The sequence below is a fragment of the Paraburkholderia sp. HC6.4b genome (assembly GCF_014200875.1).
GTDB lineage: Bacteria > Pseudomonadota > Gammaproteobacteria > Burkholderiales > Burkholderiaceae > Paraburkholderia > Paraburkholderia tuberum.
Map to the genome: position 1 here is coordinate 184,110 of NZ_JACHDC010000001.1, position 24,764 is coordinate 208,873.

At 64.1% G+C, this 24,764-nt stretch carries 23 protein-coding genes and 5 tRNA genes; 9 read left to right on the plus strand and 19 right to left on the minus strand.

Going from position 1 to position 24,764, the window contains the following annotated elements; translation table 11 throughout:
• Window positions 1–13: 13 nt before the first annotated feature.
• The 3 genes from HDG34_RS00780 to alr form a co-directional block, all read right to left on the minus strand.
• Window positions 14–292 carry a DUF2866 domain-containing protein gene (locus tag HDG34_RS00780; RefSeq protein WP_090800615.1) on the minus strand — a complete coding sequence of 93 codons (279 nt, stop codon included), beginning with the start codon at window positions 290–292 and terminating at the stop codon, window positions 14–16.
• A gap of 153 nt (window positions 293–445) precedes the next feature.
• Window positions 446–1,822: a DNA repair protein RadA gene (gene radA / locus HDG34_RS00785; RefSeq protein ID WP_184056927.1), complete on the minus strand. Its 1,377-nt coding sequence runs from the start codon at window positions 1,820–1,822 to the stop codon at window positions 446–448.
• Window positions 1,823–1,825: 3 nt separating this feature from the next.
• Window positions 1,826–2,896 carry an alanine racemase gene (alr, locus tag HDG34_RS00790; protein ID WP_184056929.1) on the minus strand — a complete coding sequence of 357 codons (1,071 nt, stop codon included), beginning with the start codon at window positions 2,894–2,896 and terminating at the stop codon, window positions 1,826–1,828.
• Window positions 2,897–3,114: 218 nt separating this feature from the next.
• On the opposite strand from alr, the gene lplT reads away from it, so the two are divergent.
• Window positions 3,115–4,422, plus strand: coding sequence for a lysophospholipid transporter LplT (lplT, locus tag HDG34_RS00795; RefSeq protein ID WP_184056931.1), 1,308 nt, complete (start codon window positions 3,115–3,117; stop codon window positions 4,420–4,422).
• A 54-nt stretch (window positions 4,423–4,476) separates the two neighbouring features.
• Complete coding sequence (gene thiD, locus HDG34_RS00800; protein WP_184056933.1) at window positions 4,477–5,283, plus strand: bifunctional hydroxymethylpyrimidine kinase/phosphomethylpyrimidine kinase; 807 nt, start codon at window positions 4,477–4,479, stop codon at window positions 5,281–5,283.
• 6 nt (window positions 5,284–5,289) lie between these two features.
• Here thiD and HDG34_RS00805 read toward each other — a convergent pair whose 3' ends face one another.
• The 4 genes from HDG34_RS00805 to tsaB are packed head-to-tail and all read right to left on the minus strand — an operon-like array spanning window position 5,290 to window position 8,615.
• Entirely contained in the window at window positions 5,290–6,291 is a 1,002-nt protein-coding gene (locus HDG34_RS00805) for a DUF1853 family protein (RefSeq protein ID WP_184056935.1), read from the minus strand.
• 26 nt (window positions 6,292–6,317) lie between these two features.
• Complete coding sequence (locus HDG34_RS00810; protein ID WP_184056938.1) at window positions 6,318–7,301, minus strand: uracil-DNA glycosylase family protein; 984 nt, start codon at window positions 7,299–7,301, stop codon at window positions 6,318–6,320.
• Window positions 7,288–7,782 carry a ribosomal protein S18-alanine N-acetyltransferase gene (rimI, locus tag HDG34_RS00815; protein ID WP_184056940.1) on the minus strand — a complete coding sequence of 165 codons (495 nt, stop codon included), beginning with the start codon at window positions 7,780–7,782 and terminating at the stop codon, window positions 7,288–7,290. Before rimI ends, HDG34_RS00810 begins: the two co-directional genes overlap by 14 nt.
• Complete coding sequence (tsaB, locus tag HDG34_RS00820) at window positions 7,779–8,615, minus strand: tRNA (adenosine(37)-N6)-threonylcarbamoyltransferase complex dimerization subunit type 1 TsaB (RefSeq protein WP_184056942.1); 837 nt, start codon at window positions 8,613–8,615, stop codon at window positions 7,779–7,781. The genes rimI and tsaB overlap by 4 nt, the downstream gene beginning before the upstream one ends.
• Window positions 8,616–8,782: 167 nt before the next feature.
• Between tsaB and HDG34_RS00825 the strand changes: the two genes are divergently transcribed.
• Window positions 8,783–9,052: an acyl-CoA-binding protein gene (locus HDG34_RS00825; protein ID WP_184056944.1), complete on the plus strand. Its 270-nt coding sequence runs from the start codon at window positions 8,783–8,785 to the stop codon at window positions 9,050–9,052.
• A gap of 169 nt (window positions 9,053–9,221) precedes the next feature.
• Here HDG34_RS00825 and HDG34_RS00830 read toward each other — a convergent pair whose 3' ends face one another.
• Window positions 9,222–9,545: a hypothetical protein gene (locus HDG34_RS00830; RefSeq protein WP_184056947.1), complete on the minus strand. Its 324-nt coding sequence runs from the start codon at window positions 9,543–9,545 to the stop codon at window positions 9,222–9,224.
• Between the two features lie 8 nt (window positions 9,546–9,553).
• On the opposite strand from HDG34_RS00830, the gene HDG34_RS00835 reads away from it, so the two are divergent.
• Together HDG34_RS00835 and aceA are read left to right on the plus strand one after the other, a co-directional pair.
• Entirely contained in the window at window positions 9,554–11,167 is a 1,614-nt protein-coding gene (locus HDG34_RS00835; protein ID WP_184056949.1) for a DEAD/DEAH box helicase, read from the plus strand.
• Between the two features lie 401 nt (window positions 11,168–11,568).
• The gene (gene aceA, locus HDG34_RS00840; RefSeq protein ID WP_184057372.1) at window positions 11,569–12,873 is read left to right on the plus strand and encodes an isocitrate lyase; all 1,305 of its coding nucleotides are present in this window, start codon (window positions 11,569–11,571) and stop codon (window positions 12,871–12,873) included.
• A 270-nt stretch (window positions 12,874–13,143) separates the two neighbouring features.
• Here aceA and HDG34_RS00845 read toward each other — a convergent pair whose 3' ends face one another.
• Window positions 13,144–13,578, minus strand: a complete 435-nt coding sequence (locus tag HDG34_RS00845; protein ID WP_184056951.1) for a universal stress protein — start codon at window positions 13,576–13,578, stop codon at window positions 13,144–13,146.
• A gap of 127 nt (window positions 13,579–13,705) precedes the next feature.
• The gene (locus HDG34_RS00850; RefSeq protein WP_184056953.1) at window positions 13,706–14,608 is read right to left on the minus strand and encodes a LysR family transcriptional regulator; all 903 of its coding nucleotides are present in this window, start codon (window positions 14,606–14,608) and stop codon (window positions 13,706–13,708) included.
• 151 nt (window positions 14,609–14,759) lie between these two features.
• On the opposite strand from HDG34_RS00850, the gene HDG34_RS00855 reads away from it, so the two are divergent.
• Complete coding sequence (locus HDG34_RS00855) at window positions 14,760–15,566, plus strand: haloacid dehalogenase type II (RefSeq protein ID WP_184056955.1); 807 nt, start codon at window positions 14,760–14,762, stop codon at window positions 15,564–15,566.
• Window positions 15,567–15,646: 80 nt separating this feature from the next.
• Complete coding sequence (aceB, locus tag HDG34_RS00860) at window positions 15,647–17,239, plus strand: malate synthase A (RefSeq protein ID WP_184056956.1); 1,593 nt, start codon at window positions 15,647–15,649, stop codon at window positions 17,237–17,239.
• Window positions 17,240–17,365: 126 nt separating this feature from the next.
• Here the strand turns inward: aceB and HDG34_RS00865 are convergent, their stop codons facing one another.
• On the minus strand, window positions 17,366–17,767 hold the full coding sequence (locus HDG34_RS00865) for a gamma-glutamylcyclotransferase (RefSeq protein WP_184056958.1): 402 nt from the start codon (window positions 17,765–17,767) through the stop codon (window positions 17,366–17,368).
• Between the two features lie 182 nt (window positions 17,768–17,949).
• Here HDG34_RS00865 and HDG34_RS00870 point away from each other — a divergent pair, with 182 nt between their 5' ends.
• Window positions 17,950–18,849 carry a helix-turn-helix domain-containing protein gene (locus tag HDG34_RS00870; RefSeq protein ID WP_184056960.1) on the plus strand — a complete coding sequence of 300 codons (900 nt, stop codon included), beginning with the start codon at window positions 17,950–17,952 and terminating at the stop codon, window positions 18,847–18,849.
• Between the two features lie 47 nt (window positions 18,850–18,896).
• Here the strand turns inward: HDG34_RS00870 and HDG34_RS00875 are convergent, their stop codons facing one another.
• From HDG34_RS00875 to gltX, 7 genes are all read right to left on the minus strand, one after another.
• Window positions 18,897–19,361: a GNAT family N-acetyltransferase gene (locus HDG34_RS00875; protein WP_184056962.1), complete on the minus strand. Its 465-nt coding sequence runs from the start codon at window positions 19,359–19,361 to the stop codon at window positions 18,897–18,899.
• Window positions 19,362–20,115: 754 nt separating this feature from the next.
• Window positions 20,116–20,192 (minus strand) — tRNA-Asp (locus HDG34_RS00880).
• Between the two features lie 80 nt (window positions 20,193–20,272).
• Window positions 20,273–20,348 (minus strand) — tRNA-Glu (locus HDG34_RS00885).
• Window positions 20,349–20,409: 61 nt separating this feature from the next.
• Window positions 20,410–20,486, minus strand: a tRNA-Asp gene (locus HDG34_RS00890).
• A gap of 90 nt (window positions 20,487–20,576) precedes the next feature.
• Window positions 20,577–20,652 (minus strand) — tRNA-Glu (locus HDG34_RS00895).
• 187 nt (window positions 20,653–20,839) lie between these two features.
• Window positions 20,840–20,915: transfer RNA gene (locus HDG34_RS00900), tRNA-Ala, on the minus strand.
• 119 nt (window positions 20,916–21,034) lie between these two features.
• Complete coding sequence (gene gltX, locus HDG34_RS00905; RefSeq protein ID WP_184056964.1) at window positions 21,035–22,444, minus strand: glutamate--tRNA ligase; 1,410 nt, start codon at window positions 22,442–22,444, stop codon at window positions 21,035–21,037.
• Window positions 22,445–22,932: 488 nt separating this feature from the next.
• Between gltX and HDG34_RS00910 the strand changes: the two genes are divergently transcribed.
• Entirely contained in the window at window positions 22,933–23,880 is a 948-nt protein-coding gene (locus HDG34_RS00910; protein WP_090805355.1) for a patatin-like phospholipase family protein, read from the plus strand.
• A 113-nt stretch (window positions 23,881–23,993) separates the two neighbouring features.
• Here HDG34_RS00910 and HDG34_RS00915 read toward each other — a convergent pair whose 3' ends face one another.
• Window positions 23,994–24,659 carry a C40 family peptidase gene (locus HDG34_RS00915; RefSeq protein WP_184056965.1) on the minus strand — a complete coding sequence of 222 codons (666 nt, stop codon included), beginning with the start codon at window positions 24,657–24,659 and terminating at the stop codon, window positions 23,994–23,996.
• Window positions 24,660–24,764: the final 105 nt, after the last annotated feature.

Below are 24,764 nucleotides of genomic sequence, written 5' to 3' on the forward strand. Positions count from 1 at the left end.
AAACCCGCCGCCGTCAACGCCGCGTCGGCGTCTGCCTCGGCAGCGTTTGCCGCGGCGACTTTTCGTCGTCGTACAGCAGGTGCTTGCGGCCTTCCACATGGCGGCTGATCGTGGCACGCACTTCGGCGGCCGTTACGTCTTCGGCCACCACCCGCCGCGAGATCTGACCCGCGGTGTCGATCCACTCGACGATCCGGCAAGCGCCGCCCCACGGCTGATGAATCGGTGCGGAGACCCGGCAGCCGCGCACCTGGATGTTATGGTGGGCAGCGGTTTCACGAGACTGTTTCAAGGCGCGATCCTTTTTCGAGCATCAGACGGGATGCATATCATTACAGCTTAGAAAAAAGGTATGGCGACCAGGTTACAGCCAATATGAAGATATTTACCGGGCATTACGGTACCGCAAGCGTACAAAGTACCGGCGAGCCGTCCCGGCCCCCGTCTATTCGAGCGTGCGGACGCGGTCGATGGCCTGTTCGATCCGTTCGACCGCAACGACCTGTAAGCCTTCGATTGGCTGTTTCGGCGCATTGGCCTTCGGAATCACCGCCACCGAGAAGCCGAGCTTGGCTGCTTCCTTCAGGCGCTCCTGACCGCGCGGCGACGGCCGGATTTCGCCGGCGAGGCCCACTTCGCCGAATACGACGAGCCCCTTCGGCAGCGGCTTGTTGCGCATCGACGAATGGATCGCGAGCAATACCGCGAGGTCGGCGGCGGGCTCGGAGATCTTCACCCCGCCCACCGCGTTCAGGAACACGTCCTGATCGAAACAGGCGATGCCCGCGTGCCGATGCAGCACCGCGAGCAGCATCGCGAGCCGGTTCTGTTCGAGGCCGACCGCAAGGCGTCGCGGATTCGGCGCGTTGGCCGCATCGACGAGCGCCTGCACTTCGACCAGCAACGGCCGCGTGCCTTCCTGCGTGACGAGCACACATGAGCCCGGCACCGACTGCTCGTGCTGCGATAAAAACAATGCCGACGGATTCGCGACGCCGCGCAAACCACGCTCGGTCATCGCGAACACGCCGAGCTCGTTGACCGCGCCGAAACGGTTCTTGATCGCGCGCACGAGACGGTACGACGAGTGCGTATCCCCCTCGAAATACAGCACCGTATCGACGATATGTTCGAGCACGCGCGGTCCCGCGAGCGCGCCCTCTTTCGTCACGTGCCCGACCATGATGATCGTCGTGCCCGACTGCTTGGCGATGCGCGTGAGTTGCGCCGCGCACTCGCGCACCTGCGCGACCGAGCCCGGCGCCGATGTCAAAGCATCCGAATAGACGGTCTGGATCGAATCAATCACGGCGACTTCAGGCCGTTGCTCCGTGATCGTCGCCTGAATTTTTTCGAGCTGGATTTCCGCGAGCAATTGCAGCTCGCTTGCCTTCGAGCCGGGTTCGAGCAACGCCAGCCGTTGCGCGCGCAACGCGATCTGCGCGCCAGATTCTTCGCCGCTGATATAGAGCGCGCGTTTGTCCGCCGCGATTTCCGCGAGCGATTGCAACAACAGCGTCGATTTACCGATGCCCGGATCGCCGCCGATCAACACCACGCCGCCCGGCACGAGGCCGCCGCCGAGCACGCGGTCGAATTCGCTGACGCCGGTTGAAAAGCGCGGCACGTCCGACGCGTCGATGTCGGCAAGGCGCCGTACCGGCGTGCTCTTCGCGAGCGACTGGAAACGGTGACCGGACGGCGCCTCCGCGACCGATTCGACGAGCGTGTTCCACGTCTGGCAGGACGGGCATTGACCGGACCACTTCGGCGACTGTCCGCCGCATTCCCCGCAGATGTACAACGTCTTCGCTTTCGCCACGCGTTACTCCGCCCGAACCGGCACACGCGGCGCGACCGCGCACATCAGCTCGTAGCCGATCGTGCCGCAGGCCTGCGCGACGTCGTCGATGGGCAGCGCGGTGCCCCACAATTCCACGCGCGAGCCGACGTTGGCGGTCGGCACCGGGGTCAGGTCGACGGTCAGCATGTCCATCGACACACGTCCAACGACCCGTGTGCGCACGCCATCGACGATCACCGGCGTGCCTTCCGGCGCGACGCGCGGATAGCCGTCCGCGTAACCGCACGCGACCACGCCGATGCGCATCGGAGCGCGCGCAGTGAACCTCGACCCATAGCCGACCGAGCTGCCTTCGCCGAGCGTCTGCACGGCGATCAGTTCCGACGCGAGCGTCATCGCGGGCTGCAGGCCCGTGCCGTCGATCGCGGCCGTCACGCCGGACGGCGACGCGCCGTACAGGATGATGCCCGGACGCACCCAGTCGAAATGCGCTTCCGGATGCCACAGCGTCGCGGCCGAATTCGACAGACTGCGCGCACCGGCGATGCCCTGCGCGCCGCGCTCGAACGCCTCCATCTGATGCGCGATGCCGCGCTCGGCATCGGCATCGGAAAAATGCGTCATCAACGTGATCTGGCCGACGCCCTGACAGGCGCGCGCACGTTCCCACGCGGCACGGAATTTTTCGACCGTGTAGCCGAGCCGGTTCATGCCGGTGTTCATCTTCAACTGGATATTGACCGGTTTCGACAGACGCGCCATTTCGAGCATGCGCAGTTGCTCGTCCGAATGCAGCGCCGTGGTCAAACTGTAGCGGTCGATTACGTCGATGTCGGTCGGCCGAAAAAAGCCTTCCAGCAGCAGAATTGGGCCCGCCCAGCCCAATTCACGCAACTTCACCGCTTCTTCGAGGTCCAGCAGCCCAAAGCCGTCCGTAGCGCGCAAACCGGGAAACGCGCGCGCGAGGCCATGCCCGTAGGCATTAGCCTTGACGACGGCCCAGATTTTCGATTTCGGCGCATAGCGCCGCGCGACAGCGAGGTTATTGGCGAGAGCAGCGGTATGAATCGTGGCGGAAAGGGGGCGCGGCATGGGATTTTTTCGTAAAGACACTTGCGAATCAGCGGCTTACAGGGCGTTTTCAGCGCTCGGCGGCCCGCTGGGCGGTGCGATCAAGGATTCTGCTAGTCCGAATTCAGCTATTTTCATGATATAAAGCCGTGCGCACAACCCATTTCGATCGGCATAAGCCCGGACACATGACAAACGGCCGGGGCGGACAGACCGCAGCGAGGACAGCATCGCATCAGATGAAAAAAGGTTTTTACACCATCATGGCCGCGCAGTTTTTTTCGTCGCTGGCCGACAATGCGCTTCTGATCGCTGCTATCGCTCTGCTGAAAGATCTTCACGCTCCGAACTGGATGACGCCGCTGCTCAAGCTGTTTTTTGTGCTGTCGTACGTCGTTCTTGCCGCCTTCGTGGGCGCATTCGCCGACTCCCGTCCGAAAGGACGCGTGATGTTCATCACCAATACGATCAAGGTGGTTGGCTGCATAACGATGCTGGTCGGCGCGCATCCGCTGATTGCGTACGGCATCGTCGGCTTCGGCGCGGCGGCCTACTCGCCCGCCAAATACGGCATTCTCACCGAACTGTTGCCGCCTGACCGGCTCGTTGCCGCGAACGGCTGGATCGAAGGCACCACGGTCGGCTCGATCATTCTCGGCACGGTGCTCGGCGGCGCGCTGATCAGCCCGCATATCGCCGCGCCGATTCTCAAATGGCACATCCCCACCGTGAACACGCCCGCGGAAGCCGCGATGGTCGTGATCATGGCCATTTACGTGATCGCCGCGCTGTTCAATCTGCGCATTCCCGACACCGGCGCGCGCTATCCGCGACAGGAGCACGGGCCGATCCGCCTGATCACCGATTTCGCCGACTGCTTTCTCGTGCTGTGGCGTGACAAGCTCGGACAGATTTCGCTCGCCGTGACGACGCTGTTCTGGGGTGCGGGCGCGACGCTGCAATTCATCGTGCTGAAGTGGGCCGAAGTGTCGCTGGGCATGTCGCTGTCCGAGGCGGCGATCCTGCAGGCGGTGGTCGCGGTTGGCGTCGCGTTCGGCGCGATTTTCGCGGCTTCGCGTGTGCCGTTGAAGAAGTCGCTGTCGGTCTTGCCGGTCGGCATCATGATGGGTATCTCCGTGATGCTGATGGCGTTCTACACGCGCGATCTGTTTCCCCCGCACTGGGGCGTGTATTTTGGCCGCATGCACGTGTCGGGCTATCTGATTTTCGCGTATATCTTCCTGATGTTCGTGGGCGGCCTGTCGGGCTTTTTCGTCGTGCCGATGAATGCGCTGCTGCAGCATCGCGGGCACGTGCTGCTGTCGGCGGGCCATTCGATCGCCGTGCAGAACTTCAACGAGAATCTGTCCGTGCTCGTGATGCTGTGCCTGTACGCGGTGCTCGTATGGCTCGACGTGCCGGTCACCATCGTGATCGTGCTGTTCGGCACCTTCGTCTGCCTGATGATGTGGCTCGTGATGCGACGCCATCAGGCGAACCAGCGCGCCTTCGATTCGGTCGCGCTGATCGGCGAAGCCAAGCACTGATCGGCTGCTCCGGGCCGGCACACACGAGCGCGCCCCCTTCTTCCTCGCTCGACCATGACTCAATCGATTCCCAATGTGCTGACGATCGCCGGTTCCGACTCCGGCGGCGGCGCCGGCATCCAGGCCGATCTGAAGGCCTTCTCCGCGCTCGGTGCCTATGGCGCGAGCGTGATCACCGCGCTGACCGCGCAGAACACGCGCGGCGTGACCGCGATTCACGCGCCGGACCCGGGCTTCGTCACCGCGCAGCTCGACGCGGTGTTCGACGACATCCGCATCGACGCGGTGAAGATCGGCATGCTCGCGAATGCGCCGATCGCGCGTGCGGTCGCCGACGCGCTGCGCCGTCATCAGCCCAAACACATCGTGCTCGACACGGTGATGATCTCGAAGAGCAATCACGCGCTATTACTACCCGATGCGGTCGCGGTGGTACGCGACGAACTGCTGCCGCTCGCCGATCTGCTGACGCCGAATCTGCCGGAAGCGGCCGCATTGCTGGGCATGCAACCCGCCGCCGACGAAGCCGGCATGGTCGAGCAAGGCGAAGCGTTGCGCGCGCTCGGCGCGCGCGCGGTGCTGATGAAGGGCGGCCATCTGAGCGCGACCGATAGCCCCGACTGGCTCGTGCAGGAAAGCGGCACGCTGCGTCTCGGCGGTCCGCGCGTGCCGGTGAAGAACACGCACGGAACGGGCTGCACGTTGTCGTCGGCGATCGCGGCCTTGATTGCGCAGCGCGACGATCTCGCTAGCGCCGTCGCCGATGCGAAGGTTTATCTGACGGGTGCGTTGCAGGCGAGCGAGCGGCTCGACGTCGGCCACGGCGTGGGGCCGGTGCATCACTTTCATCGGTGGTGGTGAGCGACGTCATTGCTTCGCGTAACGCCGCGCGTGCTCGGGCCAGTCGTCGGGCACGATAAAACCGCGCGAGCGTTCAAGTACACGCCCCGTGTTGTCTTCGATGAATCCGGCGACCATCGTCGGACCGTGTTGCGGTGAGATCTGCGCGGCGAGCGTGTTTGCGTCGACGTAGCACGTGTCGTCCGCACCGGCTTGCGTTCGATATTGCGGCGCGAGCCATTCGAGCCGCGGCAACACCCGCCACCTGTGCGCATGCGCGCACGCGAAAGCCGGCCAGTCGCGATGCGTGACCCACCAGCCGCGACCGTGCGCGGGATCGAGTTCGGCAGGATCGGTGGGCATCTCGCCATGCCGGTAAAACAGCCAGCCTTTGACGAACATCTGCGGCGTCCACGCGCCCGCATAGCCCGTCGAGGCAAATTCCTCGCGTGCGCTGAGCGGCAACTGATGATCGAGCAAATGCGCGAGCTTCAGATCGAGGCGGTCTTTCAGATTGGGGCCGACGTAATCGGCGAGACGCGCCGCCTCTGCCCCATTCGCATCGCCCGCATGCAGATAGCACTTCACAGCGAGTTCCCAATGCAGTCGCGCGCCCTGGCGCGTGCGCACGAGGAAATCGCATTCACCGAGCGTGAGGCCCGCATGTCGTAGCGGCACACCCGCTGCGATCAGTTGCGTCGCCGGTCCATGACGAAGGAAAAAGCCCAGCAGGCGTTCGGCGTAGCGGCCAAGGCGCGTGATACGCGTTGCCGCGAGATCTTGACGCAGAAGTGCCGGCGCGGCGTCGAGCGCGCGCAGCCAGTCGAGCGTGGCCTGCAATTCCTGCGGCGTGCCGAAAGGATCGGCGAGCGCGCCTGTGGGAAGCTGAGGGCGCAACAGATCGGGACTGAGCAGCAGCCACGCGAGATCGCGGACAGCGGGATCGCGCAGCGCATCGACTGAAGCATCGCCACGCAAACCCAGCAAGGTATCGAGAAGCGCCGCGCGGCTGACAGACGCGGCGGGCATGCGCGCCGCCGGTCCCTCGGGCATCGTCACTTTGATTGGTTCGACGGCACGCCGCCGTTCGCGAGCCACGTGGCACGCGCGAGGCACAGATCCGCCCAGGCCTTGGCCTTGTCGGGCAGGCTACGCAGCAGATAGGCCGGGTGATAGGTGACGATCACCGGTACGCCCTCGTACGTGTGCACGCGGCCGCGCAACGACGAAATGCTCGCGTCGGTCCTGAGCAGACTTTGCGCGGCGAAACGGCCGAGCGCGACGATCAGCTTCGGCTTCACGAGCGACACCTGACGCTGTAGATAAGGTTCACAACGCGCGACTTCGTCCGGCTGCGGATTGCGATTGCCAGGCGGCCGGCACTTGATCACGTTCGCGATATACACGTTGGTGCCGCGCGCGAGCGCGAGCGAGTGCAGCATGTTGTCGAGCAGCTTGCCGGCCTGGCCAACGAACGGTTCGCCTTGTCGGTCCTCGTTCTCGCCGGGCGCTTCGCCGATCAGCATCCAGTCGGCCTCGCGATCGCCGACGCCGAACACCGTGTTCGTGCGCTTCTCGCACAGCCGGCACGCCTCGCATCCGGCGACGCGCTCGGCGAGCGCGTCCCAGTCGAGTGTGTGGATAGACGGCAGCGCGGGCGCGTCGCGGCGCGCTTCGGCGGGCGCGGCGGCCGATGCGGTCGGATCGTCGAACCACGCGAAATCGTCCTCGGAAGGGGCGTCGAAAGTCGGCGGGGCTGAAAAGTCAGTTTGCGGTTCTGATGTTTCGCGCCGCGCTGCAGTTTCGTCGAAGCGCGGCGTGGATTCGCGCTGCACTTGCGGCGGCTGCACCTCGGCGGACGCGCGCAGCGGTTCGCGCGAGGTCTGCGTCGCAGGCTCCGCGCGACGCAAGTCTGCCGCGTGTTCCCGCGGCGACTGCAGCGCATCGCTCTGCCCGGCCTCCTCTCGCGCCGCGAGTCCGCGACGCACCCACAACGGCGCGAGTCCGAATTCTTCGAGCACCGATTCATGCAGCGCCATCTGCGCCCTCCGTGGCTAACGACAGACGCATCACGATCGCGTCCTCCCGGCCGCGATGCCGCGCCGGATAATAATTTTTGCGCCGGCCGATCGACGCGAAGCCGAAGCGCTCGTACAACCGGATCGCCCGATGATTCGACGGCCGCACTTCGAGCAGCAGCCCCTCGAGCCTCTTCGCGTGCGTGATGCGCACCGCCTCGCGCAGCAGCGCGAGGCCTGCGCCGGCGCCTTGTGCTTGCGGCGTGACGCACAGATTCAGCAGATGCATTTCATCGACGACTGGCATCAGCACGCAGTAGCCGATCAACGTCCCCGTCACGTGACGCAGACAGACGCCGAAATAGCCATTGCGCAGCGAGTCGCCGAAGTTGCCGCGGCTCCACGGAAACTCATACGCAAGTTTCTCGATCGCGGCGACTTCGTCCAGGTCGCTTTCGGTCATCGGCGACATGTAGCGGTCCGTGAGCAGCACGCCGCTCATGGGCGCGCCTCGTCGTGGGACGGTTGGCCGGAGCCGCCATCGGGCGCGTGCTGCGCGGACTGCTCGGCGCTATGAGCCGCTTTGGCTGATTTCGCCGCTTTGTCGGCCATGCGCTCTGCGGTCGTCTGCGCGACCTTGTCGCGCACGTACTCGGGTGCGGCCTGATCGGCGCGCACCGTGCGGCCCGCATGAAACGCGCGCAGCGCCGCGTACGCGAGCGGCAACGCATGCGGCAACGCTTGGCCATCGACGCTCCGCGCGGCCGCGACCGCCGGCAAGCGCTCGCCGAACGCGGCGGCCGCGTTGCCGGCGAGTGTGAACGGCACGTCGGGCAGCACGAGCCGCTCGGGTGCATCGAGCGTCGCCGTCTGCACGGTGCGCCATTCGTGTTGCGTGTCGTCCCACGCGTAGTCGGCCCAGTAGATTTCGTCCATGCGCGCGTCGAGCGCGGCGAGCACGCGCGTCGTCGACGGATCGCGCAGGCGGGCGCTCTCCGCGCACGCGAGCAGCGTGCCGATCGGTACGACCGGCAGGTTCAGGCCGAACGCGAGGCCTTGGGCGACGCCGGTCGCCGTACGCAGTCCGGTGAACGAACCCGGACCCGAGCCGAACGCGATCGCGTCGCAATCCGCCAGCGTGAGGCCGGCTTCGTCGAACAGTTCGCGGATCGCCGGCAGCAGGCGGGTACTGGACACCGCGCCGGTTTGTTCGTGACGAACCCAGACGCGCGGTTCGGCGCTGGGCTGACCGGCGGCATCGACGGACGCGGACACGAGCGCCGCCGAGCAGAACTCGGTCGATGTATCGAGGGCAAGGAGCACTGTTTGAGTCATGGACCGTATTGTAATCGGCGCGGTGCGCGTGAATGGTGGTTTGCGCGGCCGCGCTGCCCGGCTTCGCGGCCGTCATCGTTTGGAATAAGCCCTCGGTCCCGGGGCGGCGGGCAATTGCTATGATTTTCGGCCGATCTCATCTATCCCGCCACGCGGGCCAAACGACCATGACCGACATCAATTCCCAGTTCGAGCAAGCCCAGCAAGACGTCAAGCAACTGCCCGAGCGTCCGGGCAACCTGACGCTGCTGCGTCTCTATGCGCTCTTCAAGCAGGCGAGCGAAGGCGACGTGCACGGCGACAAGCCGGGCTTCACCGACATCGTCGGCAAATACAAGTACGATGCGTGGGCGGCGCTCAAGGGCACCGCGCAGGACGCCGCGAAGCAGCAATACGTCGAACTCGTCGAATCGCTGAAGAGCGGCACCGCGGCCTGAGTTTCCGGCGCGCCAATCATCTGCCGAAATGGCCGTCTGGCAATGCTGCGACCGCCTCGCGGCGGTTTCGGACACGAAGCTCCGGGCCGCCGCCCTCACTCGCCTACTTCATTCCGACACTTTCTTCTGTCGGAATTGCCTGAATGGTGGCGCAGTGCAGCAAATGTCGCTACAATGCCGCCTGCGCTTCACTGCTTTGCCCGTTTTTTCCAGCGGTCCTCGCGGCGCAGCGTCCATAGCGTTTGCTCCAATCCAGTTTAGAACCTGTCCCCTTCTGCCTAGCCCACTCCGGGCTCAAGTCCCAGGCTGGCGACTCGCCATGTTGGCACGTCGCATCCGATACAGCTTCTAACGAAAAACTCGCCTTCATTGTCGCGAGTTGCCCCCGTTTTTCGATTTGCTCGCTGCTGTTTTGCTCGCTGAATCCGACGACTTGGGTATGCCGATTGGCGTTGACGTTTTCATCCGATGAACCACCCAGGATCGTTTTCAAGGATTCACATGACTTTGAGCAACACCCCCAGCAGCCCGTTGAACGCCGTCGCCGACGAAGCACTCGGTCTTACGCCCGCCGCTCCCGAAGCCGTCGCGCAGGCTGACGCCAAGCCGACCTTCGCGTCGCTCGGCCTGTCCGCGGACGTCGTCTCCGCGCTGACCGCCGCCGGCTACGAGCACCCGACGCCGGTGCAGCAACGCGCGGTGCCGGCAGCGATCGCCGGCCGCGACCTGCTGGTTTCGAGCCCGACCGGCTCGGGCAAGACCGCCGCGTTCATGCTGCCCGCCATCGAGCGTTTCTCGCAGCTGCAAAAGACGCAGGCGAGCCAGCCGCGCGAGCCGCGCCCGGCCGACGGTGGCCGCGGCCGCCGTCCGCAGCCGGTCGCGCGTCCTACCATGCTGGTGCTGACCCCGACCCGGGAACTGGCGATGCAGGTCACGACCGCCGCCGCGACCTACGGCAAGCACCTGAAGCGCCTGCGCACCGTCAGCATTCTCGGCGGCGTCGCTTATGGCCAGCAGCTGATGCTGCTCGCGAAGAACCCTGAAATCCTCGTCGCGACGCCGGGCCGTCTGATCGACCACCTCGAGCGCGGCCGCATCGATCTGTCGCAACTGCAGATCCTCGTGCTCGACGAAGCCGACCGCATGCTCGACATGGGCTTCATCGACGACATCGACACGATCGTCGCCCAAACGCCGGCTACGCGTCAGACCATGCTGTTCTCCGCCACGCTCGACGGCAAGATCGGCTCGCTGACCGGCCGTCTGTTGAAGGACCCGGAGCGGATCGAGATCGTCCAGCGCTTGGAACAGCGCACCAACATCGCGCAAACCGTCCACTACGTCGACGACCGCGATCACAAGGACCGTCTGCTCGACCATCTGCTGCGTGACGACGGCCTCGACCAGGCCATCGTCTTCACGGCCACCAAGATGGACGCCGACCAGTTGGCGGGCCGTCTGGCCGACGCCGGCTTCGAATCGGCCGCGCTGCACGGCGACCTGCCGCAAGGCGCGCGTAACCGCACGATCCGCGCACTGCGCGAGCGCCGCGTGCGCGTGCTGGTTGCGACCGACGTCGCCGCTCGCGGTATCGACATCCCGGGCATCACGCACGTGTTCAACTACGACCTGCCGAAGTTCGCCGAAGACTACGTGCACCGTATCGGCCGTACCGGCCGTGCGGGTCGCTCGGGTATCGCCGTGAGCCTCGTGCATCACGCCGAACAGGGCGCGTTGAAACGCATCGAGCGCTTCGTGCGCACGCCGCTGCCGGTCAACGTCGTCGAAGGCTTCGAGCCGCGCAAGGCGGCGCCCTCGGGCAATGGCCGTCCTGGCTTCGGCGGCCGCGGCCGTCCTGGCGGTGGTAATGGCCGTCGCTTCGGCAGCGGCTCGGGCAAGCCGGGCGGCTACGGCGGCTCGCGCAACGGTAACGGCACTGGCAACAGCAACAGCAACGGCGGCGGCTGGGGCAACAAGTCGGCCGGCGGTTCTCGCGAAGGCTTCGGCTCGCGCGAAAGCCACGGCGGTTCGCGCGAAGGCTTCGGCGGTGGCTCGCGTGACGGCTACGGCGCGCGCCGCAACGACGGTCCCCGTTCGGCACGTCGCGGCAGCTAATAGCGACCCACCTGAGCGACCGGATGGCTTCGCGCCGTCCGTGACACAGAAGAAAACCGGCGCTCGGGCGCCGGTTTTTTTTCGTCTATCGACTGGCCGCCCCAAATTTCACGATGTAAAAAATTTTTTTGCGTCGTAAAAAATCATGCTGCAAAGCACAAGAAGGACTATTGCAACAGGGAAAATATCGTTTCTTATCGCGAAAAGTAGGCATCAAGTCATTGATTTTATATAAAAATAAATATTGGAAAAACGCTTTGCGGCGTCTATTGTGCGTCCTTCGATTTGCCTAGACTCTTATATAAGACTTCACGAAACAGAACGCCTCTCCGGGCCCGACGCTTCGAGAAGACAGAGTCACCCATCCTCCATAACTGGCATCGAAGGAGCACATCATGACCATGACCCGCGAACAGCAAGTGCAGCAACTCAAGCAGCAATGGGAATCGGACCCGCGTTGGAAAGGTGTCAAGCGCACCTACTCGGCCGAAGACGTGGTGCGTCTGCGCGGCTCGGTGCAACCTGAGCACACGCTCGCGAAGCGCGGCGCGGAAAAGCTGTGGGCCGCCGTCAACAACGAGCCGTTCGTCAACTCGCTCGGCGCGCTGACCGGCAACCAGGCGATGCAGCAGGTGAAGGCTGGTCTGAAGGCAATCTATCTGTCGGGCTGGCAGGTCGCGGGCGATGCCAACGTCGCCGGTGAAATGTACCCGGACCAGTCGCTGTATCCGGCCAACTCGGTGCCCCTCGTCGTCAAGCGCATCAACAACACGCTGACGCGCGCCGACCAGATCCAGTGGTCGGAAGGCAAGAACCCGGGCGATGAAGGCTACGTCGATTACTTCGCGCCGATCGTGGCCGACGCGGAAGCCGGTTTCGGCGGCGTGCTGAACGCGTTCGAACTGATGAAGGCGATGATCGAAGCGGGCGCGTCCGGCGTGCACTTCGAAGACCAGCTCGCATCGGTCAAGAAGTGCGGTCACATGGGTGGCAAGGTGCTCGTGCCGACCCGCGAAGCCGTCGCGAAGCTGACAGCCGCGCGTCTGGCCGCCGATGTGTCGGGCGTGCCGACCGTGCTGCTCGCCCGCACCGACGCGGAAGCCGCCGACCTCGTGACCTCGGACATCGACGACAACGACCGCCCGTTCCTGACCGGCGAGCGTACCGTCGAAGGCTTCTACCGCACGAAGCCCGGTCTCGAGCAGGCAATCTCGCGCGGCCTCGCCTATGCGCCGTACGCAGACATGATCTGGTGCGAAACCGGCAAGCCGGACCTCGAGTTCGCCAAGAAATTCGCCGACGCGATCCACAAGGAGTACCCGGACCAACTGCTGTCGTACAACTGCTCGCCGTCGTTCAACTGGAAGAAGAACCTCGACGACGCGACGATCGCGAAGTTCCAGCGCGAACTCGGCGCGATGGGCTACAAGTTCCAGTTCATCACGCTGGCCGGCTTCCACGCGCTGAACTACTCGATGTTCAACCTCGCGTACGGCTATGCGCGCAACCAGATGACCGCGTTCGTCGAAATGCAGCAGGCGGAGTTCGCGGCGGCCGAAAAGGGCTTCACCGCGGTCAAGCATCAGCGCGAAGTCGGCACCGGCTACTTCGACGCGGTCACGCAGACGGTCGAGCGCGAAGCATCGACGACCGCGCTGCACGGTTCGACGGAAAACGAGCAGTTCTTCGACAAGAAGGTCGCCTGAGATCAGCCAGTCGGGTTATGCAGTCCCGTGGCCTGAGCGCAGGAACGATCGGCAAACGTCGAGCGGCACCACCAGAGTGCCGCCGACGCAGGGAGGGCCGTGCCGTGCTGGATTGGCAGGAGCGTCAGCGCGAACGCCGACGGCCGGAGAGTCTCAAAGAAGCCAGCACGCGGCAAGCGTGCGGCGAACCTGAACGCGCCGGCAGCGCCGCCGGCGCGCTTTTTTTCGAAGGCGGTGCGTGCCGGCACGCTGCCGGCAGTGCCAAGCGATTCAGCGATAGACGATCACAGGAATTTTCGTATGCGTGAGCACGCGCTGCGTTTCACTGCCGATCAGCAGGCTGCCGAGCCCGCGCCGCCCATGCGATGCCATGAAGATCACGTCGCAGCGCCCCTGCTCCGCCGCTTCGATGATGCCGAGATACGGCGCCGGATGCACGCTCGTGCGGCTCTCGACACTGACGCCGACGCGGCGCGCCGCATGCTCGACTTCGCGCAGATGCACGCGCGCCTCGCGCTCGCTGCGTTGCAGGAACTCGCCGGGCGGTTCGACCACGACATCGGAGAACGGCGAGTACGGATATTGCGGCAGACAGGCGTATGCGGTAACGCGGGCGCCCACGGCCTGCGCGAGGTCGATCGCGCCCGCTATCGCCTTGCGTGACAGATCTGAACCATCGGTCGGAACCAGGATGTGCCTGAACATGATCCCCTCCGTCGCCGGCTGCCCGCAGCACGGCGTCAGCGTCCAACAAAGCCCAGGGTGCAGGCTGCTCGAAACGATTGTAATGCGTATGAATGCGGGTATTCGCGTCTGTCTGGAGATTGGCGCATCAGTCCCAGTAACCGGGTTCGCCGTACGTATGCTTGAGAAAGTCCAGAAACAGCCGCACCCGCAGCGGCAGATGACGGCGCTGCGGGAACACCGCGTGGATGCCGATCGGCGGCGCGGCGAATTCGTCGAGCACGCTGACGAGGCGGCCCGCCGCGATCTCCGCGCCGACCTCCCACCACGAGCGCCACGCGAGCCCGTGTCCGGCGAGACACCATTCGTGCAGCACCGCGCCGTCCGAGCACTCCATCGTGCCGGACACCTTGATCGACGCGACCTTGCCGTCGTGCTGAAACATCCAGCCGCGCTGCTGGTTCGCGCTGGCGCCGAGCGCGAGGCAGTTGTGGCGCGCGAGATCGGCCAGGCTGTGCGGCGCGCCGCGCCGGCTCAGATACGCGGGCGACGCGACGCATACGCGCCGGTTCTCCGCGAGCTTCAGCGACACCAGCGACGAATCGGGCAACTCGCCGAGCCGCACCGCGCAATCGAAGCCTTCGTTGACGAGGTCGACGAGGCGGTCGGACAGATCGAGCGTGATCGACACGTCCGGATGCGCGACCGTGAACGCGGGCACCAGTGGCGCCACGTGCCGGCGCCCGAAGCCGGCCGGCGCCGACAGCCGGAGATGGCCGCTCGCCTTCACGCCGCCCGCCGACACGCTCGCCTCGGCGTTCTGCATGTCGTGAAGAATGCGCTGGCAGTCTTCGAGAAAGGCCGAGCCTTCGAAGGTCAGCGTGAGCTTGCGCGTCGTGCGCACGAGCAGCTTGACGCCGAGGCGCTCCTCCAGTGCGTCGATGCGCCGGCCGATGATCGCGGGCGCGACGCCCTCGGCGAGCGCCGCCGCGGACAGACTCCCTTTGGCCGCGACAGTGGCGAAGGTCTCGATCTGCTTGAAACGGTCCATGAACGATACGCGCCGCGGCGAGGCGGAACAGTGAGCAGTGCGCCTCAGATTAGGCACGCAAAAGTAAAAGATCAAGTGATCTTTAGCCTATTTTTTAGCACCTAAGGTAAGCAATACAATCGATCCCGACCTCTGACAGGAGCGCATGGCAATGTCGGCCACAACGACACCTTCCCCGCGAGCAGTGATTTTCGACGCCTACGGCACGTTGTTCGACGTGCATTCGGTGATCGCCGCCGCGGAGCAACTGTTCCCCGGCCACGGCGACGCGCTGTCGCAGCTGTGGCGCCAGAAGCAGATCGAATACACGCAATTGCGCACGCTCGCCGCGCGCAGCGATGCCCCCGGCGAACATTACCGCCCGTTCTGGGACATCACGCTCGACGCGCTGCGCTTCGCCGCGAAAAGACTGCAGCTCACGCTCGGCCGCGCGGCCGAAAAGCGGCTGATGGACGAATACGCGTGCCTGTCCGCATTTCCCGACGCGGTGCCCGTGCTGCGTGCGTTGCGCGAGGCCGCCGCCGCGCCACGCGTGGGGCTCGCGATTCTGTCAAACGGCAATCCGCAAATGCTCGATATCGCGGTCAAGAGCGCCGGCATGAACACCCTCTTCGATCACGTGCTGTCGGTCGACGCCGTGCGCGCGTACAAACCCTCGCCTGCCGCGTATGCGCTCGGCCCCGACGCGTTCGGCGTGGCCGCGCGCGAGATCGTGTTCGTGTCGTCGAACGGCTGGGACGTCGCGGGCGCGACATGGTTCGGCTTCACGACGTTCTGGCTGAACCGGCAGAACCTGCCCGTCGAAGAGCTCGGCGTGACGCCGCATGGCACCGGTAGCGGCATGAACGATCTGCTGGACTTTCTGCGCACACTCGCGACGTCGTCACGTTCGAGCGGCGGCCGTCGAACGAAAGTTCCTGGCAGTGGCAGTCGCAAGCGCGCCGGCCCGCGCGTATGACGGCGCCCCTCGCATTCGGCAATCCACTTCCCCCTTTTCAACCTTCGCATTTTTGCAATCTGACCGACCAAGGAAAAAACATGGCTAATCCGCTGTCGTTGCCGCAAGGCATGGAAATCACCGGCGACATCAAGCCCGGCTTTGAAGCGATCCTCACCCGCGAAGCGCTGGAACTCGTCGCGGCCTTGCACCGTACCTTCGAGCCGCGCCGTCAGCAGTTGCTGCAGGCGCGCGTCGAGCGCGCGAAGCGGCTCGACGCGGGCGAGCGGCCCGACTTCCTCGCCGCCACGAAGAGCGTGCGCGAAGGCGACTGGAAGATCGCGCCGCTGCCGCAGGATCTGCAGTGCCGGCGCGTCGAGATCACCGGCCCCGTCGAGCGCAAGATGATCATCAACGCGCTCAATTCGGGCGCCGACTCCTACATGACCGACTTCGAGGATTCGAACGCGCCGAGCTGGGACAATCAGATCACCGGTCATATCAATCTGAAGGACGCGGTGCGCCGCACGATCTCGCTCGAACAGAACGGCAAGTCGTACCGGCTCAACGACAGGACCGCGACGCTGATCGTACGTCCGCGCGGCTGGCATCTCGACGAGAAGCACGTGAAGGTCGACGGCCAGCGCGTGTCGGGTGGCATCTTCGATTTCGCGCTGTACATGGTGCACAACGCGAAGGAGTTGATCGCGCGCGGCTCGGGTCCGTACTTCTATCTGCCGAAGATGGAGAGCCATCTCGAAGCGCGGCTGTGGAACGACCTCTTCGTCGCCGCGCAGGAAGCGGTCGGCGTGCCGCGCGGCACGATTCGCGCGACGGTGCTGATCGAGACGATCGTCGCCGCGTTCGAAATGGACGAGATCCTGTACGAGCTGCGTGAACATAGCTCGGGCCTGAACGCGGGCCGCTGGGACTACATCTTCTCGGCGATCAAGAAGTTCAAGAGCGACCGCGACTTCTGCCTCGCCGATCGCTCGCAGATCACGATGACCTCGCCGTTCATGCGCGCGTACGCGTTGCTGCTGCTGAAGACCTGCCATCGCCGCAACGCGCCGGCGATCGGCGGCATGAGCGCGCTGATTCCGATCAGGAACGATGCGGCCGCGAACGACAAGGCGATGGCCGGCGTGCGTTCAGACAAGGCGCGCGACGCGGGCGACGGCTACGACGGCGGCTGGGTCGCGCACCCGGGCCTCGTGCCGGTCGCGATGGAAGAGTTCGTCAAGGTGCTCGGCGATCGGCCGAACCAGATCGGCAAGCAGCGCGTCGACGTGCTCGTGAGCGCGACCGACCTGCTCGACTTCCGCCCGGAAACGCCGATCACCGAAGCGGGCTTGCGCAACAACATCAACGTCGGCATTCACTACCTCGGTTCGTGGCTCGCGGGCAATGGCTGTGTGCCGATTCACAACCTGATGGAAGATGCGGCCACCGCCGAGATTTCGCGCTCGCAGGTCTGGCAGTGGATCCGCTCGCCGAAGGGCAAACTCGACGACGGTCGCAAGGTGACGGTCGAACTGGTGCGCGAGCTCGCGGCGCAGGAGCTCGACAAGGTCAAACAGACGGTGGGCGAAGATACGAAGCCGTATGAGCGTGCCGCGCAGATCTTCGAGCAGATGTCGACCGCGGAGCAGTTCACCGATTTTCTGACGCTGCCGCTTTACGAAGAGATTTGATGGTGTTGATGATGCGGGCTCGAGCGCCTTGGGCCTGCTCGAGCCAGGTGATCGCGTCGGCTTGAACGACGGCACGCCGCGGACATACGTGGCGCGCCGTTTTTTTGCTCGCCTTCGTGGACCAGCTCAGCGCGTGCGCCGATGTTCGACCCAATCTCCTGAACGGATCTCGGGCAGCCCTTTTACGGCGCTCGGAGCGACCGGATAGAAGCGGCAATTCACGACGTTGCCGTCCACTTTGACCATCACCTCACGTGTCAGAAAACGATCCTCGACGCCCGGATACACGGCTTCGATTTCGTCGAGCACCGCGACGAGCGCATCGTCGATTTCATAGACGTCGCCGCGCACGTCGATACCCGCTTCGTCGACGACGAGACCCGGATAGTCGCCAAAATCGAACAGATGGCCGCGCACGGTGGTACTGCCGAGCAGGCTCGGTGCGGGGATGTCGTTGCGCGCGGCGGCTTCGCTGATGTCGTTGGTTTCACCGGCACGCAGCGTGCCGTAGACAAAGACGGTCTGCATCGTCGTTGAGTCTCCATGGTCAGAGGTGATGTCGGTGGCTCGGGGGCCATCGGGACATTATGCAACGGCGGCCCGTCGGCAACAGAAACTGGGCACGGCCTACAATGCTTGATGCCCGCGGCGGTGAATGGCCTCGACCGCGCTTCGCCGTTGCCAGCTCCGTGATCCGAACCGACCTTGCCATGACCTCGTCCTCCGACTCCGACTTGTTGAGCCGCGTGCGTTTCGCCGACATACCGCCCGAGTTCGCGCCGAACGAGATGCATCCGATCCGCGTGCGCTCGCGGCCAATGCCGGCGGGCTGGCATATCGCGCGTCATACGCATGCCTGGGCGCAGGTCGCGTATGCGTCGCGCGGCGTACTGCGGGTAGCAACGACGGGCACGACATGGATGGTGCCGCCATCGCGCGCAATCTGGTTGCCGCCGCATGTGACGCACGAAGTGGTCGCCGTCGAGGATGCGTTCCTGCGCACGCTGTACATCACCGAGAGTACGGTGCCGGCCGGGCTCGATACGCCGCGCGTCGTCGAAGTATCGAACCTGTTGCGCGAGGTGATTGCCGCGCTCGATACGCCTGGCCTGTCCGCCGCGCGCGAGCAGCTGCTCGGCGCGCTCGCGCTCGATGAACTGACGCGCTCCGAGCCGTTGCCGCTGTCCGTGCCGATGCCCAGCGAAAAGCGCCTGCGCGCGCTGTGCGAGGCCGTGATCGCCGACCCGATGCATGGCGAGTCGCTCGAGCAGTGGGCATCGACGGTGGGCGCGAGCACGCGCACGATCGCGCGGCTGTTCCGCCAGGAGCTGGGTGTGAGTTTTTCGCAGTGGCGTCAGCAGGCGATTCTCGCGCGCGCCATTCCATTGTTGAGCCAGGGACGGCCGCTGTCGCACGTCGCGCAGGAACTGGGCTATCAGAGCCAGAGCGCCTTCTCCGCGATGTTCCGGCGTGCGTTCGGCGCGAGTCCACGCGCGTTTATCGAACGAGGCGCCGAGCATCGCGCGAGCAACGGCGAGCATGATGACGCGCAAACGGATGAAGAAACGGCACAGGATCAAGCCGGTTCGACGGACGTCGCCGAGCGGTGAATGGCGACAACTAGCGGTGCGCGTCGGCCATCAATGCGGGGCACGCCTCAAACCCGCCGCGCCAGATGACGGATTGCGCCTAGCTGCGCGAGCCGCGGCCCGGTGAGCTTATAGCCCTTGCGCAGATAGAGCCGCGCCGCCGGATTGTCGACAAACACGCGCAACTGCAACTCGCGCAGCCCGCGCTCGCGCGCCCATTGATGCGAGATGTCGAGCAGGAACGTACCGGCGCCAAGCCGACGATATCCTTCGGCGATCTGCACGTCGCGGATATGCAGCGAATCACCCTCTTCGGTGATACGCAGCACGCCCATCGGCACGCCATCCACTTCGAGAATGAAATTCTCCGATTCGCGCCAGCTGCCGAGAAACAGATCGCTGCGCCACACCAGATGATGCCGGCGATAGTAGCCGCCCATGTTGTTGCGGGTCAGCGCCTCGGCAAACTCGAAATCGTCCATGCTGGCCGTGCGCAGATGAAACGGTGACGGAGCTTCGGTGGGATCGAACATGGCAGGACCGCGAGGATGAGTCGGATAAACGGTAAAACAGGCCGCGCGCGCTGGCAATGGCTGTTTGTCCCGAGCCTTCCGGGAGGCGGCTGGCAACGGCAGTAGAAACGGAGCGGTTACGGTCCTATGTGCAGGCGCCATCACCCGCTCACCAGCACGACGGCTGCGGATATACACGTTCGCATTGTCGGCACAGCGCACGAAGCAGTGGCCGCGCCGTTCCAGTTCCTTGTCCACCACGTCGAGCAACACGTTGGCCAGCAACGGCGGATCAACCGGATCACGCTGGCCTCCCCAATTCGTTTTCTGTAGACGGTCAATCAGGATGTCGTGGTTGACCTCCGACCGGTTTGGGGATCGTCACCCGACATACCGGAGCGGGCCGGTACGTCCCCTCTGCAACTGTTCATAAATCGCCGCGTCGTGCGCACGCCGTCCGGGCCGGAAGCCGTAGGTAAGAGCGCACTCGTTCATGGCACAGCCGCCGCATTTACGCCGCTTCGCCCTGGTCACGAGAGCTCCGCGGTCTATTACCCGCCCGCCCTGCTTGGCAACGCCTTCTATGCGGTTCTCGTTTATCGGCTCGCGACTTACGCTCCACGCTTCCTTCCCACATTCGGCCGCCGTCATGCAGTTGCGCTTCACTTCATTCGCTGTGACCAGCTCATGGCGGGACTTGCACTCGCAGGAGTGCGCCCATGCTGGGCGCACAATAAAAAAAGCCCACTTCTTGCGAAGTGGGCTTTCTCAAATCTGGCGGAGCGGACGGGACTCGAACCCGCGACCCCCGGCGTGACAGGCCGGTATTCTAACCAACTGAACTACCGCTCCAGATTTTGCATCGCAGCCTGCGAGCCATACTCTCAGCTTGCTGCACCGTTCAAACTTCCAACCGAACGACGCCGATGTTCTGGCGTCCCCTAGGGGATTCGAACCCCTGTACTCACCGTGAAAGGGTGATGTCCTAGGCCTCTAGACGAAGGGGACAACGTACTGCTTACACCTTTAATGAAAAAGCCCGTTCAAGTATGTGTGAACGGGCTTTGTCTGGCGGAGTGGACGGGACTCGAACCCGCGACCCCCGGCGTGACAGGCCGGTATTCTAACCGACTGAACTACCACTCCAGTCTTTACACCCTGCTTGCGAGCGTCGGTTAATTCTCTGCAAGCTGCGCTGCTTTACTACTACTCGAATACTAAAGCGACGCTGATGTTTGGCGTCCCCTAGGGGATTCGAACCCCTGTACTCACCGTGAAAGGGTGATGTCCTAGGCCTCTAGACGAAGGGGACAAAATCTTTTCAGATCCGTCTCAATTCGCTTTTGACTTGATCAACTCGCGCTAACTTTTCAGTTAATTCGCCAAGCTATTTTCAGGTCAACAGCGAAGACCGCTACTTTAACTACATTTCAGCGATTTGTGAAGTCTTTTTTCTACAACTATCAGACTTCTTAACCACTTTCACCTCTTTGCTCTGTTGGTGGAGGTAAGCGGGATCGAACCGCTGACCTCTTGCATGCCATGCAAGCGCTCTCCCAGCTGAGCTATACCCCCGCGCACATCAGAGAAACGAGATTTTAGAGGGCGATCTGCGCTTTGTAAATACCCTTTGAGCGATTACATGCGGATTTTTCCGGCGGCATGCGAAACCTCTGACGCACGCCGCCAACGGATTAGCCAAGCGCTTTTTCGATGCGGCTAACGACGACGTCGCGACCGAACAGCATCAGCACGCTATCGATCGACGGTGTATGCGTCGTACCCGCCACCAGCAGACGCACCGGCATCGCGAGCTGCGGCATCTTCAGCTTGTGCGTGCCGAGCGTCGCTTTCAGCGCGGCAGCGATCGCCTCCTTGGTCCATTCGACCGTCTTCAATGCAGCGGCCAGATCAGCGAGCGCCGGACGAACCGCGTCGGTGACGTGCTGTGCAAGCGACTCAGCGTCGGGTGCCGGGGTGCGATAGAACATCGCGGCGTTCTGCGCGATCTCCTTCACGGTCGACGCCCGATCCTTCATCAGGCCCACCACGCCCGTCAGATCCGGACCTTGGGCGAGTGTGGCTTCGTCGATGTCGAGCTCCGCGAAGAACGGTTTCGCCAGTTCGGCGAGGCGTGCGTTGTCGGCTTCCTTGATGTAGTGCGCGTTGAGCCAGTTCAGCTTGTCATGGTCGTACTGCGCCGGCGACTTGCCGAGGTGCTCGAGATCGAACCACTCGACGAACTGCTCGCGCGTGAAAATCTCCGCGTCACCATGCGACCAGCCGAGGCGCGCCAGATAGTTGACGACCGCTTCCGGCAGATACCCCGCATCGCGATAACCCATCACGCTCATTGCGCCGTGGCGCTTGCTCATCTTCTCGCCCTGCTCGTTCAGCACGGTCGGCAGGTGTGCATACACCGGCGGCTCGCCACCGAGCGCGCGCAGTATGTTGATCTGGCGCGGCGTGTTGTTGACGTGGTCGTCGCCACGAATCACGTGAGTGATGCGCATGTCGAGATCGTCGACGACGACGCAGAAGTTATACGTCGGCGTGCCGTCCGGACGCGCGATCACGAGGTCGTCGAGTTCTTCGTTCGAGATTTCGATGCGGCCTTTCACCGCGTCATCCCACGCGACCACGCCGGTCAGCGGATTGCGAAACCTTAGCACCGGCTTCACGCCCACGGGCGGCTCCGGCAGCACCTTGCCCGGCTCCGGGCGCCACGTGCCGTCGTAGCGCGGCTTTTCGCCTGCTTCGCGCTGGCGCTCGCGCAGCGCGTCGAGCTCTTCGGTCGACATGTAGCACGGATAGACGAGCCCCGCCTCCTGCATCTGCTTCAGCACTTCGCGGTAGCGGTCCATGCGCTGCATCTGGTAGAACGGGCCTTCGTCGAAATCGAGGCCGAGCCACGCCATGCCTTCGAGAATCGCGTCGACGGATTCGGTCGTGGAGCGCTCGAGGTCGGTGTCCTCGACCCGCAGCACGAAGGTCCCTTTCATCTTGCGCGCGAACGCCCACGGATACAGCGCGGAGCGGATGTTGCCGAGGTGGATGAAGCCGGTGGGACTCGGTGCGAAACGGGTACGAACGGAGGTGGTCATTGGCGGTTACTCGGAAAACAGGCGCCGGCGCTCAGGCGAACATGACTGCGAAGCGCGGCAGCGAAGCGTGCCCATGCTGCGCGCGACGTCGCGCACGGCCACGAGGGAATAAGTGCAAGAGCCGAATTATACCTTCCGCACGCGGGTTGCCGCCCTCGTCCGAACGGCCTATGGCGCATGGGCGAACGGCGTCCGGACATCTGCGTACGCACCTTCCCGGCGCTCGCCCAACTCATCTTGAAAAAGCGCCGCGTCAGTTCCGAATACTTCCTCTGCAACGTTTCATTACAGCGGACCGCGCGAGCCGATCGTTTGCATTAAGATGTGCGCGCGCTGCGATGCGGGCTTACCGCACATCGATCCGATCCGGAGCGAACACCGCTGCAAGCGCGCGCAATCGCCGTCGGCGATCCGCCCGGTCTGACCTCAGCCTGATCGCGGTACGCGCGACGCCGCTCGCGTCGCGCGCGCCGTTGCTGGAGAACTCGTTGAAACCCTCATCCCCGAACTTGAGCCGCCGCAGCTTTTCGCTAGCGGCCGCATCCGCGGTGCTTGCCGCCTGCACCACGACCGCCGGCAAACTCGATGGCGCGCCGATCACCGCTACGCCCGCCGTTCCCCCGCCGCCTGAAAAAGCGCAACAGAAGCCGGTTCGCGTCGCGCTCGCTCTCGGCGGCGGCGCCGCGCGCGGCTTTGCGCACATCGGCGTCATCAAGGCTCTCGAGGCGCGCAATATCCAGATCGACCTGATTGCCGGCACGAGCGCCGGCTCCGTCGTCGGCGCGCTGTACGCGTCGGGCATGAACGGCTTCGCGCTGAACAAGCTCGCGCTGTCGATGGACGAAGCGTCGATCAGCGACTGGGCGATGCCGTTTCGTACGCGCGGCTTCCTGCAGGGCGTCGCGCTGCAGAACTACCTGAACACGACGCTGAACAACCGCCCGATCGAGAAGATGGCGAGGCCGCTCGGCGTGGTCGCGACCGATCTGCAAACCGGCCAGCCGATCCTGTTCCAGCGTGGCAACACCGGCATCGCCGTGCGCGCGTCATGCAGCGTGCCGTCGATTTTCGAGCCGGTGAAGATCGGCGGTCACGAGTACGTGGATGGGGGTCTCGTGAGTCCGGTACCGGCGTCGTTCGCGCGCAAGATGGGCGCGGATTTCGTGATCGCCGTCGATATCTCCCAGCGACCGGAAAACGGCGTCACGGCAAGCTCGTTCGACGTGTTGATGCAGACCTTCACGATCATGGGCCAGACGATCAAGGCCTACGAGCTCGACAAGTACGCCGACGTGGTGATCCGGCCGAATCTCGCGGCGATGAGCGGCAGCGATTTCTCACAGCGCAACGCCGCGATCCTCGCCGGCGAGGAAGCGGTCGCGAAGATGATGCCGGAGTTGCAGCGCAAGCTCGCCGCGCGGCGCATGGGAGCCTGAAAGCCCGGCGACGCACGGTCGCTGTGCGTCGCCATGGCAAAAAAGCACGCATCAAACGCAAAAAGCCTGCTTCGAACGAAGCAGGCTTTTTTATCGCCAGGCCTGGCGCCGAATCAGTTATTCCCGCCGATCGTCGCCGTCACGCGCTTGCGCAGATCGTCGGCCTGATACGAGGTCTCGATCCGACGCGCACCCGTAAAGCGCTTTTCCCAGTAGCCGTCATCCATGTCGTCGACGCGGATCGTGCTGCCGGTGGACGGCGAGTGCACGAACTTGTTGTCGCCGATATAGATGCCGACGTGCGAGAACGTGCGGCGCATCGTATTGAAGAACACCAGATCGCCCGGCTTCAGGTCGCTTACCCGCACCTTCTCGCCTAGGCGACTCATTTCCTCGGCGCGGCGCGGCAGCGCGAGACCGAGCGTGTCCTGGAACACGTAGCGCACGAAACCGCTGCAATCGAGCCCCGAATCAGGCGTATTGCCGCCCCAACGGTAGCGAACGCCGATCATGTTCAACGCGCCGACCACCACGTCGCCCGCTTTGCCGGCCATGCCCGAAAGGAACGATTTGGCGCTGCCGCTTTCGCCGCCTGCGGCCTTGGTTTGGGGAGTGAGAAGGGAGAGAGGATCCGAGCCGGTGGTGGGCGGATATGAGGCATTCTGATTAAAACCGCTTACTTCGTCGGCGAACGCGCCGGGAGCTGCTGCCATCAAGACGCCAATGAACATCCCGGCGACGACGCGCGTGCAAGCCTGGGTGAAGTTTCTGTGCTGCATTGGTCGGTAGTTTTTGCCAAAAAATCAGGGGTCTAGAAAAAAAGTTTGCTCGATACTAGCCAGTAAGTATTTGCCTGTCAAAAGGAATAGGAAAAATCAATCGAC